General features: G+C 42.9%; 16 protein-coding genes and 4 tRNA genes. 12 read left to right on the top strand and 8 right to left on the bottom strand.

The window, feature by feature from the left end:
* Positions 1-118: 118 nt before the first annotated feature.
* Positions 119-340, bottom strand: coding sequence for a hypothetical protein (locus NT136_02165; GenBank protein ID MCX6765740.1), 222 nt, complete (start codon positions 338-340; stop codon positions 119-121).
* A 534-nt stretch (positions 341-874) separates the two neighbouring features.
* On the opposite strand from NT136_02165, the gene uvrA reads away from it, so the two are divergent.
* Positions 875-3,724 carry an excinuclease ABC subunit UvrA gene (gene uvrA, locus NT136_02160; protein MCX6765739.1) on the top strand — a complete coding sequence of 950 codons (2,850 nt, stop codon included), beginning with the start codon at positions 875-877 and terminating at the stop codon, positions 3,722-3,724.
* Between the two features lie 69 nt (positions 3,725-3,793).
* Here uvrA and NT136_02155 read toward each other — a convergent pair whose 3' ends face one another.
* Entirely contained in the window at positions 3,794-4,249 is a 456-nt protein-coding gene (locus NT136_02155) for a hypothetical protein (protein MCX6765738.1), read from the bottom strand.
* 87 nt (positions 4,250-4,336) lie between these two features.
* Here NT136_02155 and rsmI point away from each other — a divergent pair, with 87 nt between their 5' ends.
* From rsmI to trpS, 8 genes are all read left to right on the top strand, one after another.
* The gene (gene rsmI, locus NT136_02150) at positions 4,337-5,011 is read left to right on the top strand and encodes a 16S rRNA (cytidine(1402)-2'-O)-methyltransferase (protein MCX6765737.1); all 675 of its coding nucleotides are present in this window, start codon (positions 4,337-4,339) and stop codon (positions 5,009-5,011) included.
* A gap of 40 nt (positions 5,012-5,051) precedes the next feature.
* Entirely contained in the window at positions 5,052-5,273 is a 222-nt protein-coding gene (secG, locus tag NT136_02145) for a preprotein translocase subunit SecG (GenBank protein MCX6765736.1), read from the top strand.
* Between the two features lie 128 nt (positions 5,274-5,401).
* Positions 5,402-7,000 (top strand): ABC transporter substrate-binding protein, encoded by a 1,599-nt coding sequence (locus NT136_02140; protein MCX6765735.1) that lies wholly within the window; start codon positions 5,402-5,404, stop codon positions 6,998-7,000.
* 89 nt (positions 7,001-7,089) lie between these two features.
* The gene (locus tag NT136_02135) at positions 7,090-7,698 is read left to right on the top strand and encodes a hypothetical protein (protein MCX6765734.1); all 609 of its coding nucleotides are present in this window, start codon (positions 7,090-7,092) and stop codon (positions 7,696-7,698) included.
* A 13-nt stretch (positions 7,699-7,711) separates the two neighbouring features.
* Positions 7,712-9,100, top strand: a complete 1,389-nt coding sequence (locus tag NT136_02130) for a mannose-1-phosphate guanylyltransferase/mannose-6-phosphate isomerase (protein ID MCX6765733.1) — start codon at positions 7,712-7,714, stop codon at positions 9,098-9,100.
* A 246-nt stretch (positions 9,101-9,346) separates the two neighbouring features.
* Positions 9,347-9,430, top strand: a tRNA-Leu gene (locus NT136_02125).
* Between the two features lie 90 nt (positions 9,431-9,520).
* The gene (locus NT136_02120; GenBank protein ID MCX6765732.1) at positions 9,521-11,260 is read left to right on the top strand and encodes a ribonuclease J; all 1,740 of its coding nucleotides are present in this window, start codon (positions 9,521-9,523) and stop codon (positions 11,258-11,260) included.
* A 67-nt stretch (positions 11,261-11,327) separates the two neighbouring features.
* Positions 11,328-12,302 carry a tryptophan--tRNA ligase gene (trpS, locus tag NT136_02115; protein MCX6765731.1) on the top strand — a complete coding sequence of 325 codons (975 nt, stop codon included), beginning with the start codon at positions 11,328-11,330 and terminating at the stop codon, positions 12,300-12,302.
* 188 nt (positions 12,303-12,490) lie between these two features.
* Here trpS and NT136_02110 read toward each other — a convergent pair whose 3' ends face one another.
* The 3 genes from NT136_02110 to NT136_02100 all read right to left on the bottom strand — a co-directional run bounded on the left by NT136_02110 (position 12,491) and on the right by NT136_02100 (position 16,586).
* Positions 12,491-13,867: a phosphomannomutase/phosphoglucomutase gene (locus NT136_02110; GenBank protein MCX6765730.1), complete on the bottom strand. Its 1,377-nt coding sequence runs from the start codon at positions 13,865-13,867 to the stop codon at positions 12,491-12,493.
* A gap of 141 nt (positions 13,868-14,008) precedes the next feature.
* Positions 14,009-16,177: an ATP-dependent DNA helicase RecG gene (gene recG / locus NT136_02105; protein MCX6765729.1), complete on the bottom strand. Its 2,169-nt coding sequence runs from the start codon at positions 16,175-16,177 to the stop codon at positions 14,009-14,011.
* A 214-nt stretch (positions 16,178-16,391) separates the two neighbouring features.
* Positions 16,392-16,586, bottom strand: a complete 195-nt coding sequence (locus NT136_02100; protein MCX6765728.1) for a hypothetical protein — start codon at positions 16,584-16,586, stop codon at positions 16,392-16,394.
* 189 nt (positions 16,587-16,775) lie between these two features.
* On the opposite strand from NT136_02100, the gene NT136_02095 reads away from it, so the two are divergent.
* Positions 16,776-16,898 carry a hypothetical protein gene (locus tag NT136_02095; protein ID MCX6765727.1) on the top strand — a complete coding sequence of 41 codons (123 nt, stop codon included), beginning with the start codon at positions 16,776-16,778 and terminating at the stop codon, positions 16,896-16,898.
* Between the two features lie 152 nt (positions 16,899-17,050).
* Positions 17,051-17,124: transfer RNA gene (locus NT136_02090), tRNA-Arg, on the top strand.
* A 40-nt stretch (positions 17,125-17,164) separates the two neighbouring features.
* Here the strand turns inward: NT136_02090 and NT136_02085 are convergent.
* The gene (locus tag NT136_02085) at positions 17,165-17,794 is read right to left on the bottom strand and encodes a hypothetical protein (protein ID MCX6765726.1); all 630 of its coding nucleotides are present in this window, start codon (positions 17,792-17,794) and stop codon (positions 17,165-17,167) included.
* Between the two features lie 284 nt (positions 17,795-18,078).
* Here NT136_02085 and NT136_02080 point away from each other — a divergent pair.
* Positions 18,079-18,165 (top strand) — tRNA-Ser (locus NT136_02080).
* Between the two features lie 301 nt (positions 18,166-18,466).
* On the opposite strand, the gene NT136_02075 is transcribed toward NT136_02080, so the two are convergent.
* Complete coding sequence (locus NT136_02075) at positions 18,467-18,709, bottom strand: hypothetical protein (GenBank protein MCX6765725.1); 243 nt, start codon at positions 18,707-18,709, stop codon at positions 18,467-18,469.
* 285 nt (positions 18,710-18,994) lie between these two features.
* A tRNA-Ser gene (locus NT136_02070) sits at positions 18,995-19,084 on the bottom strand.
* Positions 19,085-19,185 lie beyond the last annotated feature (101 nt).

The following is a 19,185-nucleotide window of genomic DNA, read 5'->3' as shown; positions in this document are numbered from 1 at the left end:
AGTTTTGTTATTAAAATATCCACCAAAGAAAGCCCTTTTGATGGATTATTTCGCCTTATCTCCGACGCAACATCGGAGCGAAGCGAATCGGGACTTTCTAAGTTGTAATAAAAGCTTATCAGTTCTTCGATTTTTTGTCAATAATTTCCTTGATTTTAAACACGCTTTTGCCGGAAACCATCATTTTCTTTCGTTTTTTAATCTCGCGTTTTTCCCCGCCTGCAACGCTATGCCCGTATGCTTCTAAAATTTCATCAGTATCCATTTCAGTTAATGGTTTTTGCTGGTTTTTATTATGGGTTACATTGCGGGCAGGAGCTTTGATTTTTTTGGTTCTCATAAGGAAATTATAGCATAATTAATTTTATTAATAACTTCCAATCCGCGATTAGTTTACTTTTCTAGCCATAGCTAGAAAAGTAAACTACAAACTGATTTAGAAATAAAAAAGCAGGAGATAAGTTTGAACTTATTACTCCTGCCTGGACGGGTAGCTCATTGCTGAGTTGGAACTGTAATCGTGTCAAAAATGACTTTAAGTTGCTGAAGTTTGAGTCTCATCTGATCTAATTCGCTCTCGATTGCTTTCTTCTTCTCTCAAGCTGCAGCGGAACTGCGCAAATAAAGTCCAGAGCTTGCTCCGGGGTTAATATTATTTATTTGGACGTAACTTGTCTATGTCCGGAATTCAGGTCTTTACAAATCCCTAAAAATCCTTTACCATTTACAATTAGCGTGATTTATTTACCTCCACACCAATTCTTATAAAGACCTTTAGTAATCGATTACTAAAGCCGATAAGCGGCTTCGACTTATGACTTTAAATTATCTCGGGTTTTCCTGGAATTGATGTGGGGGTGTACTTTCCTCTCAAATGGCAAAAAAAAGTTCAAGCCAAAGGGACAAAATTCTGGTTCGGGGTGCGCGGGTGAACAACCTGAAGAATATTGATGTCGACATTCCCCGCGACAAACTGGTAATAATCACAGGACTTTCCGGTTCGGGAAAATCCTCTTTGGCTTTCGACACAATTTTTACCGAAGGCAATCGCCGCTATATGGAAGGGATTTCTTCTTACGCGCGCAATTTTTTGGATGCCTCCGTCAAGCCCGATGTTGATAAGATCGAGAACCTGAGCCCCACCATTGCCATTGATCAGCGGTCAATCAGCCGCAGCCCGCGCTCCACTGTGGGAACGCTCACGGAAATTTACGATTATCTGCGAATTCTTTTTGCCAAAATCGGAAAACCCCATTGCCCCGAGTGCGGAACGCTGATGCAGAAAAAAAGCAATCAGGAAATTCTGGACGAGATTCTGCCGCTGCCCCACCGGAGCCACATTATGATTTTAGCTAAACCATTGGACAAAAATAAAAATTCCAAAGAGATACTGCGCGGTATTCAACAAGCCGGTTATGCCCGAGTGCGCTTTAACAAAAAAGTGATGGGAGCACCTGAGGCCTTGCTGATTGCCAGTGATAAAATTCCTGCTGATATCGAGATTGTGGTCGATAGAATTATCCTTGACCGAAAAAATCCGGATCGGGAGCGAATCGTGGATTCGATTGAAACGGCTATGAAACTGGGAAAGGGATCAACTCTTGTTGTAATTGATAACAGTAAAGAAAAAACTTACAATCAGGACTTTCTTTGCCGGCAGTGCGGCACTGCGCTGCGGGAACTCACTCCTCGCCACTTTTCTTTTAACAACCCGGAAGGGGCCTGTCTGCAATGTTCCGGATTGGGATTTGTGCTCAAGATAAACCCGGATCTAATTATTCCCAATAAAAATCTGTCACTTTCCGAAGGAGCTATTCAGCCCTGGAGCAAAGCCGGAGGAAAAATGAACAGCCAGACGAATCATCTCTCCGTTTTAAAATCCTTGGCGAAAATATATGGCTTTTCCGTCAATGTTCCTGTGAAAAAGCTTTCTTCCAAGCATCTGGATATCATTCTTTTTGGAGACAAGGATGAGCTGATTGCCGAACGAAGGGAGTACGATTTAGGAGGAGTTTCTTCAGTTCTGATCCCATTTGAAGGAGTTATTCCCGGCCTGGAGAGAAAATACCAAGAAACGAAATCTGATTTTCTGAAAGCCGAAATGGAAAAGTACATGGTTTCCCAGCAGTGCCCTATCTGCGAAGGAAAACGCTTAAGAAAAGTGTATCTTTCTGTTCTTATTGATGAACGTTCGATTGATGAAGTAGTAAATCTTGACATGGTGCGGCTTAAGCGTTTTTTGGCAAACAGTAATCAGTGGAAAGCTGAAAATCGGGAAAGAAAAATTGCCAAGCCCTTGGTTCGTGAAATGATAAGACGACTAGAGTCGCTGGAAAATGTCGGTTTGGAGTATCTGAATTTGGCGCGAAGCGCCCAGACGATTTCCGGCGGAGAAGCCCAAAGAATTCGCCTCGCAGCGCAAATAAATTCTCGTCTCATGGGAATTACTTATATTTTAGACGAGCCATCCATCGGACTTCATAACCGCGATACCGACAAATTGGTGGCGACTATGAAGTCACTGCGGGACGCTGGCAATTCCTTGCTGATTGTGGAACATGACGAAAACATCATTCGCGCCGCCGACTGGATTATTGATATGGGGCCGGGAGCAGGAGAAAATGGGGGGACCGTAGTGTTTGAGGGAACACTAGATAAACTTCTCCAATCGAAAACTCTTACCGCTGCTTATTTGGTCGGAAGAAAGAAGGTCTGCGAAAAAGAAGATTATCGGAAAGGAAGCAAAAAAACACTTGAAGTCATTAAGGCTAGCGAGCACAATCTCAAAAACATTGATGTTAAAATTCCATTGGAAAAATTTGTGGTTATCTGCGGGGTCTCGGGATCGGGAAAATCAACCCTGGTTCAAGATATTCTAGCTAAAGCTCTTGCCCGTTATTTCTATAAGGCCAAAGATGAGCCAGGAAAGCATAAAGACGTACAGGGAATAAGCGCCATTGATAAAGTAATCAGTGTTGATCAGAGCCCGATCGGAAGAACTCCCCGCTCCAATGCCGCCACCTACACCGGTGTGTTTTCTCAAATTCGCGACCTCTTTGCCGGAACGGAAGAAGCTCGCTCTCGGGGTTACGCCGCCAGCCGGTTCAGTTTTAATATGAAAGGCGGGCGCTGCGAGGTCTGCCAGGGAGAGGGAATGAATAAAATTGAAATGTATCTTTTGCCGGACATGTACATCAAGTGCGAGGCCTGCGATGGCACTCGGTACAGCAAAAAGACCCTGGATGTTGAGTTCAGGGGGTTCAATATTGCTGAAGTGTTGGATATGGATGTAAGTTTTGCCCTTAACTTTTTCAGCGATTATCCGCTTATTGCCGAAAAGCTGGAGATAATGGAGAAAGTGGGACTGGGATATCTCAAGCTGGGCCAAAGCGCCACCAATCTTTCCGGCGGGGAAGCGCAGCGGATCAAGCTGGCGGCCGAACTGGCGAGAAAATCTACCGGAAAAACTCTTTATATTCTGGATGAGCCCACGGTCGGACTCCACTTTGATGATACTAAACGCCTTCTTAGCGTTTTGGACGCGCTGGTGGAAAGAGGCAACACGGTTCTGGTGGTGGAGCACAATCTTGACGTTGTCCGCAATGCCGATTGGGTGATTGAACTGGGGCCGGACGGGGGAGAAAAAGGCGGAGAAATTGTCTATGAAGGAACGCCTGATAAATTAAAGAAATGCAAAAAAAGCTGGACAGCGAAGTATTTATAAAAAATCAAAAATCAAATATCAAAAATCAAAATGACAATATAAAAAGCAATTTGAGATTTTCACTTTGCATTAAACTATTAAAAGTATAATAGCAGTTATTGAAACGATAATATCATTAAATGCGTTTCTTAAATTCCATTCCCTCTCAGGAGAAAGCGGCGGGTAGCGGTGGATCCAGACATGAAAATCAAATAGTTTTTTGAGAAATCCGACATTGAACTTAAAATACATAAGGGAGAAAAAGTCGGGAAACATTGAAAAAAGAGCGCCAATTAGCATATTTTTTGTCACTGCCGCCGGAGGATTTAAAAAATAAATTACTAGCGCAAGAATTGAAGATCCTACTGCCAGATCGGCCAGCACTTTCCAGAATTCGATCCAGCGGGAATTTCGGTTCAAGTATTCCCCGTGGCGAAAAATATCCAGAACGTAATGCAGTATCAGGGAAAAAATAATTACCAGCCAGGAGCTCGCTATGTTTTTCCCGATAATCGCACCGGTAAGAGCGTGAGTAGCTAAAAGCATATATTAAAAAATTATCCAGTTAACGGGTTCACGAATTAACGGGTTAATAAAAATAACTCGTTAACACATTAACTCGTTAATAATTTAATGAACAATTTTGGAACATTATACGTCATTGCCACTCCGATAGGGAATTTAAAAGATATAACCTTAAGGGCTCTTGAAGTTTTAAAGAATGTTGATCTTATTGCCTGCGAGGACACGCGCGTGACCCAAAAGCTTCTCCGCCATTATAACATACAAAAACCCTTGATATCCTATCATCAGCACAGTTCCCGCCAACGGGAAAATTATCTCAAGGACTTACTGACCCAGGGAAAGAATATTGCCCTAGTAACGGACTCCGGCACTCCCGGAATTTCTGATCCAGGAAATAAGTTAGTTGGAGAATTGGTTAAAGATGGATTTTTATCCATTCCGATTCCGGGTCCCTCGGCTCTTACTGCCTTGGTAAGCGTGGCAGGAATTGATATGCAGCGGTTTGCGTTTATGGGATTTCCTCCTCACAAAAAGGGAAGAGAAACATTTTTTCGGGAAATTTCCGTTTTGCGCCATCCAGTACTATACTATGAATCGCCTCACCGCTTGCTCAAAAATCTTGAACTTCTCAACCGGATGGAAACTAAGAAAAATGTAATTGTCGGCCGGGAACTTACGAAAATGTTTGAAGAGATCGTCCGGGGAAGTATCGAGGAAGTACAGCGGTATTTTAGCGAAAAAAAAGGGGAAATAAAAGGAGAATTAGCAATAATTATTTTTTGAGGTTGATTTCCCAGCACACTTGTGATAGGGTATTAGTTGTATGAAAATACTCACAATTGCGCAGATTGTTATAGCGATTATGCTTGTGGTTTCCATTCTGCTTCAAAACCGCGGGTCGGGGCTAAGCGCGGCATTTGGCGGTGATTTCGGGGGCTATTACACAAAACGGGGAATAGAAAAATTTCTCTTTCAATTCTCGGTAGTATTATCTGTGCTTTTTCTGGCAATGGCAGTGGCCACTGTTTTTTTCGCGAGATCTTAATTTTCTAGAAAAAACATATTAGCATCAAGGAAAAAATTAAATTTCTTCTGCCTTCTAACTGGTTCTATGTCAGTAAGACCCTTAGCTTTCGAGAGAAGGCATTTGTTACGTTGCTTGCGACTATTATTGTGACCTCTCTTTTTTTCTGGATTGGCTCTTGGTATTTCCGACTTACTCAAGAGGTTCCGAAACAAGGAGGAGAATATATAGAAGGAGTTGTGGGACAGCCGATGTACGTAAATCCTCTGCTTTCTCAAACAAGCGAAGCCGATTCCGATTTGGTCCAGTTAATATACAGCGGTTTGCTGAAGTACGATAATCAGGGGAACTTGGTTAATAATCTTGCGGAAAGCTACGAAATTTCTTCTGATCAGAAAACCCACACTGTTCATCTAAGGAAAAACATAAAATGGCATGACGGGGAGCAGCTGGACGCGAGCGACGTCTTTTTCACCTTAAGTGTTGTTCAGGATCCGGCTTACAAAAGTCCTCTTCGTCAGAATTGGCAGGGAGTAGAAGTTAGCCAGGTTGACGACTATACGCTTTCCTTCGCGTTGAACAGCCCCTACTTCGGCTTTCCTCGCAACTTAACAATGGGAATCCTGCCTAAGCATATTTGGGAAAATATTGCTCCGGAAAAATTTTCACTGGCTGAATACAATCTTCGTCCGATCGGTTCCGGTCCTTATCAGTTTTCTGATTTGCAAAAGGATTCCAGTGGTAATATTCTGACTTATAATCTTGCAGCCTTTAAGGACTATTTCGAAGGCCAGCCCAACATTTCAAAGATTACTTTTAATTTCTATCCGGATGAGGATGCCGCAGTTTCCGCTTACAATGAAAAGGAAATAAAAGGAATAGGAAATATTGCTCCGGAGAAAATTTCCGAAATTAAGGTGTCCAAAAGCACGCGCATTCATGAATTAAACATTCCTCGATATTTTGCCGTCTTTTTTAATCAGACCAAGAACATAGCGCTAGCCAATGACGATGTTCGCAAGGCTCTGGCTTATGGCACAAACCGCCAGGAAATTATTGAGAACGTTCTTCACGGCAAGGGAACCGCGGTCCATTCTCCTTTTCTGCTTCAAATGAAGGAATGCGAACAAGAGATTAATAAATACGATTTCGATATTCAGAAAGCCGAGAAGATATTAGAAGAAAGCGGGTGGAAATACGATGAGGGAGAAAAAGTAAGAAAGAAAGGTGACGTAAAACTTGAGTTCTCAATTTTTACCACTGACTGGCCGGAGTTGTCCCAGACGGCTGATATTCTCCGCGGTCAATGGGAAAAGATAGGGGCCAAAGTTAAAGTTGAAGTGCTCGCGGTTTCTGATCTGCAGCAGAACTATATCCGCCCCCGGGAATACGACGCACTTTTATTTGGTCAGGCGGTAAGTTTTAGCCCCGATCCCTATTCATTTTGGCATTCCAGTCAAAAGAAAGATCCCGGTCTCAACCTTTCCCTGCTGGACGATAAAAAAGCGGACGAGCTACTGGAGAAAGCCCGTCAGGAACTGGACGAAAACAAACGGGTGGAGTATTATCATGAATTTCAAAAAGTTGTGGCCGAAGAAATTCCGGCGGTTTTTCTGTACAGTCCCAGTTACCTGTATCCGGTTAGTCAAAAAGTAAAAGGGATTAGAATGGAGAATGTTAACTCTCCTTCGGGAAGATTTTCCGAGGCGGACAAGTGGTATATTAAAACGAAGAGAGTGAGAAAATAAGTGTTTCTCTACGAATTACGAATTCATATGAATGTACGAATAATAAAAGTGTTTTTAAACCATCTTAATAATTAATAAATTATAGTATTATGACAATTAATTTTACGAATGTTCCCAAGCATTACGCGTCGCGAACCCATGAAAAAATGAAAGAAGTCCTTATGGATCCCACCGGCGTTGGTCCTGCTATCCACTATTATATGATTAGAGGCGGGTCTGACCAAAAAAATATAACTGTTTGGGAGCCCGGAACAATATCTGGAGAATATATAAAAACCTACGGGCATTATCACATTGGGAACTTAAGTGAAACTTATTGGATTGTTTATGGCCAGGGAGTGGCTCTGCTTCAAAAATTGGCCGAGAGTGAAAATGGAGAAATGATTCCCGATGTCGTTTCTGAATTTAAAGCAATTCCGGTTAAGGAGAGAGAGGAAATATTTATGCCTTCCAAATTCGGACATTTATTAGTTAACACCGGAGAAACATATTTTGTCACTGCTGATGACAGTCCGGTAGATTTTGAAGAGCGGGATCCTGCCAGTTTTCCCGGACACGCGGACTACGAGCTGGTAAAAGAAATGAGAGGATTTGCTTATTACGTCGTGGAACATAATGGAGAAGTCGCTCTCAAAAAAAATCCTCTTTATAAAACTATTATTAAGGAAGATCTGAGTGGTTTGCCAGTAATAGGCTGATACGCAATAAACTATGTACAGCGTCATTCTTTGCGGCGGTTCAGGCACCCGCCTCTGGCCGCTTTCCCGCAAAAACTTCGCCAAACAATTCCTTTCTCTTTATTCTGACAGGTCTCTTCTTCAGGAGACCTATTTGAGAATGCGCGATCTGCTGCCTAAAGAAAAAATTTTTTTCGTAACCAGCAGAGACAATCTGTTTAATGTTTTCAACCAGATAAAGGAAGTAGAGAAGGATTACCGCCAGGAGCAAATTCTCACCGAACCTGCCAGTTTAAACACAGCTCCGGCCATAACTTACGCCGTGAAACATTTGTCGGAAAAGGCCAAGGTGCCGGAAGACGAACCTGTTTTATTTTTGCCATCCGATCATTATATAGGCAACAAAAAAAAGTATTTGGAAGTTGTAGAAAAAGCGACTAATGAAGTAGGCAGCAATATTGGGACAATTGGCATCACTCCCGCTAAACCGGAAACCGGATACGGCTATATTAAAAAGGGAGAAAAAGCAAATAGTTATTACAAGGTCTTGGAATTTAAAGAAAAACCGGACAAAGCCACGGCTGAAAAATACCTGGAAAGCGGGGAATACGTATGGAATTCGGGTATGTATATTTTCAACGCCCGGACTTTTACCGAAGAACTGCGCGCGTATTCGCCGGAAATATATTCCTTGATGGCTCAAAGTTATGAATCGTTTTTGGAAAGATTCAGCACTCTGCCCTCCATTTCCATTGACTATGCAATTTCTGAAAAATCCAAAAAGGTCATAGTATTTGAGGGCGAATTCAGCTGGAACGACATCGGCTCCTTTGACAGTTTGGCGGAACTGGCGCTCAAGGATCCCAATCCTAAACATATCGGCATTGATTCCAGAAATATCTTTGTTCATAGCGACAGCAACAGATTGGTTGCCACACTGGGAGTGGAAGATATGAATATAATTGAAACCTCCGACAGCATATTGGTGCAAAAGCAAGGTCGAGGAGAAGATGTAAAAAAGATTGTTGAATATCTGAAAGAAAAAAATCTGAAAGAATTGGAGCACAACATTGTTGTCCAGCGCCCCTGGGGAAAATACGAAGTCCTCATTGACCAGCCGACTTACAAGGTAAAAAAGATACTTGTTTATCCCGGAGCAAAATTAAGTTTGCAGGCCCACAACCGCCGCGTTGAACACTGGGTCGTTGTAAAAGGAACTGCTGGAGTAGTCAATGGAGATAAAAAATTAATTCTGCATGAAAACGAAAGCACTTTTATTCCAAGGCTTGCCAAACACCGCCTTGAAAATCCAGGAGAAATAAATTTAGAGATGGTGGAAGTGCAAACGGGAGAATATCTGGAAGAGGACGACATTATTCGCTACGATGATGTCTATAACCGCAACATTGACAAATTGAAATAGGTATGCTATCATATAGACACTAGGATTTCTTCCATATTTTAATAAATGCTTCTTTTTCAAATCTTTTAACTTACTTTAACTGGTCCCTTTAGGACTTATTCTTCGTTTTTTAAATTGGGCGTGTGGCGGAATCCACGCACCAATCCCGCTTAGCGGGATGGTGCGGGACAAGTTGGTATACCCCGTAAAGTCCGATGTCATATCGGACGACGGAGCAAGCGCGCTAGCTTAAAAAATATCAAAAAAGGGGATGTGGTGGAACTGGCAGACACGTAGCGTTCAGAGCGCTATGATCGCAAGATCGTGGGAGTTCAACTCTCCCCATCCCCACTTCATTAATTAATCTTGTAATTTTTATTTATATAACGTGCGGTTTATTTTTTAAAATTTATAAATTGTACGTTACATTTTCAAATGAGTATGATACGAAAAAGACAACGGCAAAAAATTCGCCTTATCCGCGCGTCGGAAATTGCCGCGCAGGGCTTTGGCAAACAACGGTTGCGTGTTATTCCACTCGGAGGCCTTGAGGAAATCGGCCGCAATATGACTATCTTTGAATATAACCAGGACATTATAATTGTTGATATGGGCCTTCAGTTTCCAGACCAGGATATGCCGGGAGTGGACTACATTATTCCCGACATTTCTTATCTTCAAGGAAAGGAGAAAAATATCCGGGGCGTGGTTATTACTCACGGCCATTACGATCACATTGGAGCCATTCCGCATCTTATCCCGCGGCTGGGAAATCCGCCGCTTTACGCGACGGAACTGACCCGAGGAATTGTAATGAAACGCCAGGAGGATTTCAAGGATTCTGCTCCGCTTAACATTCATGTGGTCAAGAAATCAGACAAAATCCGGCTCGGCATTTTTGAAGTGGAATTTTTCCATGTTAATCACACTATTCCCGGATCAGTAGGGCTGGCGATCAAAACCCCGGTGGGAACACTGGTGCATACCGGGGACTTTAAATTTGATCACTCTCCAGTGATTGACGAACCGGCCGATATCGCTAAAATCGCCCGCATCGGCTCCGAAGGGGTGTTGGCGCTTTTATCCGACAGCACCGACAGCCAAACCGAAGGCTATTCAATTTCCGAAGGAAGTATTGGGAAAACCATCGGAGAAATTATTGAGCATGCTCCCGGCCGGGTGATTGTGGCGACTTTTGCCGCCCTCATCAGCCGGATCCAGATAGTCATTGAAGTTGCAGAAAAGTATGGAAGGCGGGTAGCGGTTGACGGATATTCAATGCGGACTAACGTGGAAATTGCCAAGACCTTAGGGTATCTCAAAATGAAAAAAGGCACGCTCATTCCGATTAACAGGATAAGCGATTATCCGGACAATAAAGTTGTTATTCTTTGCACCGGAGCGCAGGGAGAAGCCAACGCGGTGCTGATGCGCATCGTCAACAACGAACACCGGTTTGTGAAAATTCACGAAGGGGATATTGTCATTTTCTCTTCCTCGGTAATTCCGGGAAATGAGCGGACAGTTCAAGGTGTGAAAGATACTTTGTACCGGCGGGGAGCTAAAATCATTCATTATCAGATGATGGACGTTCATGCCGGGGGACACGCCCGCCAGGAAGATCTCAAAATGATGATTAATCTTATTCGCCCGCGCTATTTGATACCTGTTCACGGCACTTACTATATGCTCAAACTTCACGGGGAACTGGGAATGACAGTGGGAATGAAACCGGAACAGATTCTCATCGGAGAGAATGGCAAGGTAATTGAGCTTGACCGGGAAAAACGGGGAAGGATTACCGGCGAAAAAGTCCCAACCAACAATATTATGGTTGACGGACTGGGAGTGGGAGACGTCGGAGAAGTGGTTCTTCGCGACCGCCAGGTGCTGGCTCGCGACGGAATGTTTACCATTGTCGTAATCATTGACAGTAAAACCAAGAAAATCATCGGTGTTCCCCAGGTGACTTCGCGCGGGTTTATTTATGTCAAAGAAAATTTTGATCTGGTGAACGCCACCAAGCGCGTGGTTGAAAAAATCATCCGCGAAAAAACTTCGCCGGAATCAAACATCAACTGGGATTACATCAAAAACAATATCCGCGAATCAGTGGGATCGTTTCTCTATCAGAAGACGCAACGAAGGCCAATGATACTTCCCGTGGTAATTGAAGTATAGATACTTGTATAAAGTATAATGTATAAGGTATTATGTATACAGTAATGCTTTATATTTCAGACAATTTATGAAACGTATCTTTTCCGGCGTACAGCCGAGCGGAAATCTGCATATTGGAAATTATCTGGGCGCCATTAAAAGTTGGGTTAAACTTCAAGATGAGTATGACTCGATTTTTTGCGTGGTGGACCTTCACGCTATCACTGTTCCCCAAGATCCGGAAGAATTACGAAAAAAAACAATTGAAGTCGCTAAAATATATCTAGCCGCCGGAATTGATCCGAAAAAATCAACGATCTTTGTACAATCGCATATTCCGGAGCACGTGGAACTGACTTGGATTTTGAATACGATTACGAAAATTTCTGAATTGGAACGGATGACGCAATTTAAAGACAAAGCCGGAAAAAATAAAGAAAGTGTCGCTATGGGACTTTTTGATTATCCGGTTTTGATGGCGTCGGACATATTGTTATACGACGCAAATTTAGTTCCAGTTGGCGAAGACCAATTGCAGCATATTGAAATTACCAGGACTTTAGCTCACAGGTTTAATCAAAAATTCGGAGAAACCTTTATTATTCCTGAACCTTATATTACTAAAGAAGGAATGCGGATTATGGGACTGGATGATCCGGCCAAAAAGATGAGTAAATCGGCAGCTAGTATTTATAATTATGTTGGCCTTTTGGATGGTCCGGAGGCAGTAAAGAATAAAATTAAAAAGGCAGTTACAGACTCCGGAAAAGAAATTGTCTATCGCGATGACAAGCCGGCGCTGAAAAACTTAATCAATATTTACTCTGTGCTTTCCGGAAAATCGGTCAAGGAGATTGAGAAGAAATATGTTGGGAAGGGGTATGCCGAATTTAAGCAAAATCTAGCTGATGAGATAATTGACTTTCTTGAGCCCTTTCAGAAGAATTTTTATGATATTTCTGATGAAAAAGTTTTAGCAATTTTGCAACAAGGTGCGGAAAAAGTACGCCCGATGGCTTCAGCAAAACTGGCTGAAGTGAAAAAGAAAATCGGTCTTTTGTAAAAACGCCTGCATAAGAAAAGGAGAAGTAAAATGAGAAAAGGGAGAATAGCAAGAAACAAAGAAAGCTATAAGATGTCAGTAGTTGCGCTAATAATTATAGTTTTCCTCTGTTTGATACTCGGGCCATAAAGATTTCAAAAAGGAGCTCAAAAAATTGAGCTCCTGAAATTTTTCTATAAGCTAGAAGCTTAACTCTGGATTGTCTTCAACAGCTCATCTCTTTTTTCTTCCATCTTTTCTTTGGTTTCGGCCTCCACATTAAGCCGAATCACCGGCTCGGTGTTGGAGCCGCGGAGGTTGAAGCGCCAGTCGGGGAAATCAATTGAAATTCCGTCAGCCCTGTCAACTTTAATTGCGCCGTTAAAATAGGCGTTTTCCGCTTTTTCTAAAATAGTTTTGACATCCGGCACCTCGCTGTTAATTTCGCCGGAAACATAATATTTATTCCAGAACATTTCCCGCATAATCTGGGAAAGTGTTTTTTCCTGCCCCGAAAGAAATTCTAGCATCATAACGAGCGGTATCATCCCGTTGTCGCAAAACCAGTAATCGCGGAAATAATAATGAGCACTCATTTCGCCGCCGAAGACCGCATTTTCTTTCCGCATCCGCTCTTTGATAAAAGCGTGTCCGGCTTTAGTGGCGATATCAATTCCGCCATTTTCCTTGACAGTATCTTCAATCGCCCAAGTAAGGCGAGTGTCGTGGATTATTTTTGATCCAGGATAGCGTTCAAGAAAAATTTTAGCCAGAAACGCGGTAATAAAGTATCCCTCAATAAATTCTCCTTTCTCGGTGAAAAAGAAACAGCGGTCGGCGTCGGCATCCCAGGCAACGCCAAAATCTGCTCCAGAATCAATAATTAATTTTGATATCTCTTTCCGGTTTTCAGGAATAAGCGGATCCGGTCGGCCTTTGGGAAAATTTCCGTCCGGTTCATAATTGAGCTTTACAATTTCTATTCCTGTCCCTTCTAAAAGTTTATCCAGTGTTTTTCCGGCTGCTCCGAAGTTAGGATTGGCGACGATTTTAAACTTTCTAAACTTTGAAAAGTCAGCAAAAGTTTTAATTTTTTTAATATAATCATCCAAAATATCCTTCTTTTCAATAAGTTTTAAATTTTCTTCATTAAGTCGGAGGTTGTCAGTAGTAAGTGGTGAATTATTACGAAACGCAATGTCCCTGATATCGAATAACCCCGTATCAGATGAAATGGGCCTTGAGCCCTCACGCACGAATTTTATTCCATTGTATTCTTTCGGATTGTGCGAAGCGGTGATGGAAAAACCGCCGGCGTAGCCGTAATTAGCGACAGCAAAATAAAGCATGTCAGTGGAAATAATTCCGACATCTATCACTTTTATTCTAGCATCAGTTACTGCTTTTACAGTTGCTTGCTTAAGCGAAGGAGACGACAAGCGCACGTCGCTGCCAATGACGACATTTTTGGGTTTCAGGTATTCGCAAAAGGCCTTGGCGATTTTGTAGGCGTCTTGCTCGTTAATTTCGTCGGGATAAATTCCCCGGATATCGTAGGCCTTGAAAATTTTAGAGTCAATTTGCATATGTTTACTTAACTACATTTTACTTAAGTTCCTCTTTATTTTCAACACCAAATTATAAATTTTCCATCCTGAAGATTTATTTCATTATACTGCGGCCGCAGTATAATGAAATATGGTATCTTTGTAGTTTATTCTAATAACTCATTCCAAATGAATTTCTTGCTCAAATTTTTGCAAAGCTTTTTTAAGGTAGGGATAATTTTTTAACGGCGGATCAGATTTAAGCAATTCCTGCGCTTCTTCGCGGGCGATTTGGATAAGGCGAACGTTAGCCAGATTTTCCATGGCGATGTCAGGAAGGCCCGACTGGCGGGTGCCGAAAAATTCTCCCGGACCGCGAAGTTCCAAATCTTTCTCGGCTATCTTAAAGCCGTCTTCACTTTCAACCAGCGCCTTCAATCTTGCTCTGACATTTGAAGAATTGCTGCTGGTGAATAAAAAGCAGTATGACTGGTATTTGCCCCGGCCGATTCTTCCCCTGAATTGGTGGAGCTGGGATAATCCAAAGCGGTCAGCGTCCTCAATAATCATCGCGGTGGCGTTGGGAATGTCAATTCCTACTTCCACAACCGGAGTGGCAACCAAGATGTCAATTTTTTTCCCGGCAAACTCCCGCATCACCTTTTCCTTTTCATCGGCCTTTAGCCGGCCGTGAATAAGGCCGAGCTTAAGATCAGAAAAAATTTCTCGGGACAGCCGCTCATATTCCTGAACAGCCGCTTTCACTTCAGTTAGTATTTCTGACTCTTCCACTAAAGGCAGGATAATAAAACACTGGCGGCCTTTTTTAATTTCAGCACGAATGAATTCATAAGTTTTATTTCTTTCAACAGGATTGACAATCCCGGTGATTATTTTTTTGCGCTCGGCGGGCATTTCGTCCAGGATTGAGATATCTAAATTTCCAAAAAAAGCCAGAGCCAGAGTGCGGGGTATGGGAGTGGCGGTCATAGTTAAGAAGTGAGGGATTTTTTCCGGAAGCCCGTCGTTTATTTCAGAAGATTTCTGTTGCAAATAAGCCCGCTGGGTGACGCCGAAGCGGTGCTGTTCATCAACAATAATTAAAGCCAGATTTTTGAAACGGATATCTTCTTGAATAAGGGCGTGAGTGCCTATGACAAGATTAATTTGGCTGGATTGGATTTTTTTGAGGAGATTTGTTCTGGTATCATGCTGAACTCCCGCCTGCAATGCTTCGCATAGCGATGCGGGCAGGTGTTTCAGCATCTTATTATTAGATCCCGAAACAAGTTCGGGATGACAAGTTATCATCTTATATGAATTTGTAAGAAGTCCAATATTTATTTTGTAACTGGAGAATAACTTAATAAAACTATCAAAATGCTGCCTAGCCAAAACCTCGGTCGGTGCCATAATAGCGACTTGATATCCCTTGTTAATCGCCTGCAAAGAAGCAACGGCGGCTACGACTGTCTTGCCCGATCCCACGTCGCCGTTAAGCAGCCGGTTCATTGGCCGGGATTTTTCGAGGTCTTTCAGGATTTCAAAAGCTGATTTTCGCTGGGCGTCGGTGAGTTTGAAAGGAAGTTTTTTTACAAAATTCTTAATCAGCTTTTCATTAAATTTGATTTTTACCGCCTGCTCTTTTTGCCAGCTGGAACGAATTTGCAGGGACTTAAGCTGTACCAAAAACATTTCTTCGAAAGCGAATCTTTTTTGGGCGACGAGAGCGTGGTCAAGTGTGTCGGGAAAATGGATGTAATTTATGGCCTTGTCTGTTCCCGGAAGATTTAATTTCTTGAGAATTTTTTCCGGTACCGGATCGCTTATCCTAAAGTTGAACTTTAGGAGAAATTGGATTTGCCAGCGGAGCCAGCGCGAGGTTACGCCTTCAGTTTCCGGATAGACCGGCACCAGCCGACCGGTGTTAGTAGGAGCGCGCGAAGCCAGTTCCCAAGCCGGATTGGAAAAGTAAAGTCCGCTGGCGTCGCCTGTTATTTTTCCGCTGATCCTGATCTTTTTTCCTTCAGTCAAGTTTTCGGCCAGATACGGCTGATTGAACCACAAAGCCCGGATAGTTCCGGAATCATCTTTGAGCAGGATTTCAGTCAAAAACATTTTTCGTTTCCAGGTGCGGGTAGTCCGGCTTTCAATGATTTCTCCCTCAACGGTTACTGTATCGCCCCGGGAAGAAGAAGAAACCGGCAAGATTTTGGAGTAGTCATCATAGCGGAAAGGAAAATGGAAAAGCAGATCTCCGACAGTCGCGATGCCGAGTTTTTTCAGGTTTTTAACATATTTCGGACCGATGCGGGGGAGATTTTTGAGAGGAGTTTCAAGAGTAATCATAGTTGAAGTATATAGTATTTGGTATTTTGCATCTAGTATTTAAAAAATAAAAAAGTCCCAACAATGTTGAGACCTACAAGAAAATTAGAGGAGGGGCGACAGATGAAAAACTTTCACCCGTCGCCTTAGACCGTCCTTGGCAGTTTTCTCCTCAATAAGAGGGGCTCATGAATTTATGGTTGCAACCCCTCTCTTAAGAAAGAGAACTCGGCTTTCAGCTTGGTAGTTTTGTTACATCTACATAGGTGACTCTATCGATGGACAAAACAAATCCTTCGTCTTCCTTTTCTTCACCTCCCTTCGCGTTTAATTTCTGCAGGAGTAATTCTTCTGTGCTAGGGTTATATCCCAGCACTTTCCTTGTGCATGTTCCTAGCACAGCTTTCACATCTCCCTTAACTCTTATCATACCGTGCATAAAATCCTCCGTCACCAAACATAAATTGTTTTTATAATTTCCCCTGCTAACCAGTACTGAATTTTTTTTACCTCCTTTCTTAAAGAACTTTCCCCCTCAATAACTTTACCTTAGCACGGTTTTTTCCAAATGTCAACCTGCCGGATTTGCGCTGAGTGGGTATTTTAGTATAATTGTCTTATGCCAAATTACTGCTATTTCAACGGCAGAATAATTCCTCTGGTAAAAGCAAAAGTCAGTCCTTATGATTTAGGAATGCTTCGCGGCTACGGGGAGGTCGCAGGTTTAATTCATAAAAAATAATAATGCGCTTGTAGCTCAGTGGACCCCGAAGTATTCCGATGCGACATCGGAAACTACGGGGCAGGTAGAGCGTGTGCCCCGCACCAAAAGCTACGCTTTAGTGCGGGATAAAGTTGCTTATAACAAAGCAGGCTTGTCCCTCACCTTTTCTTGTCCTCATAGCTCAGCTGGATAGAGCGTCGGCTTGCGGAGCCGAAGGCCGGAGGTTCGAATCCTCTTGAGGACGCAAAAAGGTGTGGGATCCGATTCCTGCCAAGCGCGGCCAGTTATAATCTTAAAACTTTCTCAATTGTATCCACTAGAGTCAGTTCCTGTTTTTTCTCGGGAATAAACTCCAGCAGTATTTCTCGGATTTTCACCGGATCCTGGTCGTGAACGGGAATGTGAACATGGGGAACAAGCTTGCCCTTGACGCGCAAACTGATAACTTTCATCACGTAGGGCTTGTAGAAAATCCAGAATGACTGGATATTTTCAAACTCGTATATTTCGTCCCCAACGATTATTCCTTCCGGGGTTATCATGAAGTCCAAAACCCGCGGATCTTTTTGAAGATACAAATAGCCAACGATGCCAACTAAAATAAAAGTGATGGCCATAATCGGGCTGTTGCTAATCAGGGCGTAAACAATAATAGCGGCCAAAATCAAGGTGGCGGCGAGATACCATTTGCGGTTCCATTGGTGGATCTCGTATTCCGGCGCCCTCCAATGGAGGAGCACGTCGCGAGAATGTTCTTCGAGTAATGGATTATCAGGCGATTCTAATAATTCCTCCTCGTACTGTGATGACGGATCTTGAAAAAAGCTTTCAATTTCTTCATCTTTTTCTTGCGATACTCTTTTTTTAATGTCTAGAGTCATAGAATTGCCAGTTGAATATAATAACTGTAACATATTTACAGAGGGAGTGCTAGCTGATAACATTGATTTTATGGTCATTAAACTGTAAATAATGAAAGCGTGCCGGAGTGGTTTAACGTACCTGCTTGTCCCGTATAGAGCGGAAGAGTGCCCGAGTGGTTTAAGGGAACAGTCTTGAATCCCGCACCTTTTAAGTAAGGAAGAGTGCCAGAGTGGTTGCCTACCTGCCGGCAGGCAGGAATGAGGCGGCTTGCCCCGCACCAAAAAATGGAGGGTTGCGCCGAATGGTAAGGCACCAGCTTGCCCCGTAGAAAAGCGGAAGGGTGCCCGAGTGGTTTAAGGGAACAGTCTTGAAAACTGTCGTATCGGAAACGGTACCGTGAGTTCGAATCTCACCCCTTCCGCTTTCTTACGGGGTCGAGAAAAACTGTTGTGTCCGCAAGGGCACCGGAGGTTCGAATCCTCCCGCTTCCGCGAGCATTTTTGGTGCAGGGTCGCGAAAAACCGTTAGGTTTGCAAAGGCCTCGGGGGTTCGAATCCCTCCTCTTCCGCATCAAAAACCAGTTAGAAGAATTAAATAGCAAATTAAGAACGAGTCTAAAAAGGTAAAGGTGCGGGACGAATCTCACCCCTTCCGCCAATTTTTGGTCAATCAAAAAACGGCCCGAAAGCCGTTTTTTGTTATCGCTAAAAATACTTGAGATATTAGTAACGACCTTTTCCGCCTCCGAAGTCCCTACGGGGCCCTCGGCTTTTCATCCTTTGCTTATTGCATTCGTAGCAATAAAGCCGTCCGTAAGTCCCATCTTCTTTTTCAGTTGGCTGAAAAGGAAGCTCGGTAATTGCGGTGCCGCATTCAGCGCAGGTAATATTCAGCGCAGAAATGTCGAACATTTGTCGAGGAGGGCGGTTAGTGTTGTCTTGATAAGCCATTTTAAGTAAAGTCACCTCTCTTTCTAGCTTGTCCCGATCTTTTTCTGAAAAAGACGGGATAATGATTTTGGTGACCTACTCTTATAGCTTATCTAAATTTATTTAAACTAAACTAGAAAACTAATCGAAATAATCACCTGGAATGCATAATAGCACAATAGGGAAAAATGTCAATAGCGCCCGCCTCAAGCCAATTACGGCTGTAAAATGTCTTCGGTCTGGCCGTTTATTGAAATGATTATATTGTTTATGGTTGGAAATTGCTTGAGGGCAATCGCCCAAAACCCTAATTTTGAAAATTGGCGGAAGGGGTGAGATTCGAACTCACGGAGCCCTTTCGAGCTCAACACATTAGCAGTGTGCTGCTTTCAGCCGCTCAGCCACCCTTCCTCGGAACAATTATAACTTAGTTTTGTACTTTTTCCAATGTTTTTAAATCAAAGCTTTACCCACGCACCAGAAAACCACGATCGTCAGCTCGTGTGATAAAT

The sequence above is a fragment of the Candidatus Moraniibacteriota bacterium genome, from assembly GCA_026396275.1.
Lineage (GTDB): Bacteria > Patescibacteriota > Minisyncoccia > Moranbacterales > JAPLXC01 > JAPLXC01.
The sequence above is the reverse complement of the archived record's forward strand: the minus strand, read 5'-3'. Positions and strand labels throughout refer to the sequence as shown.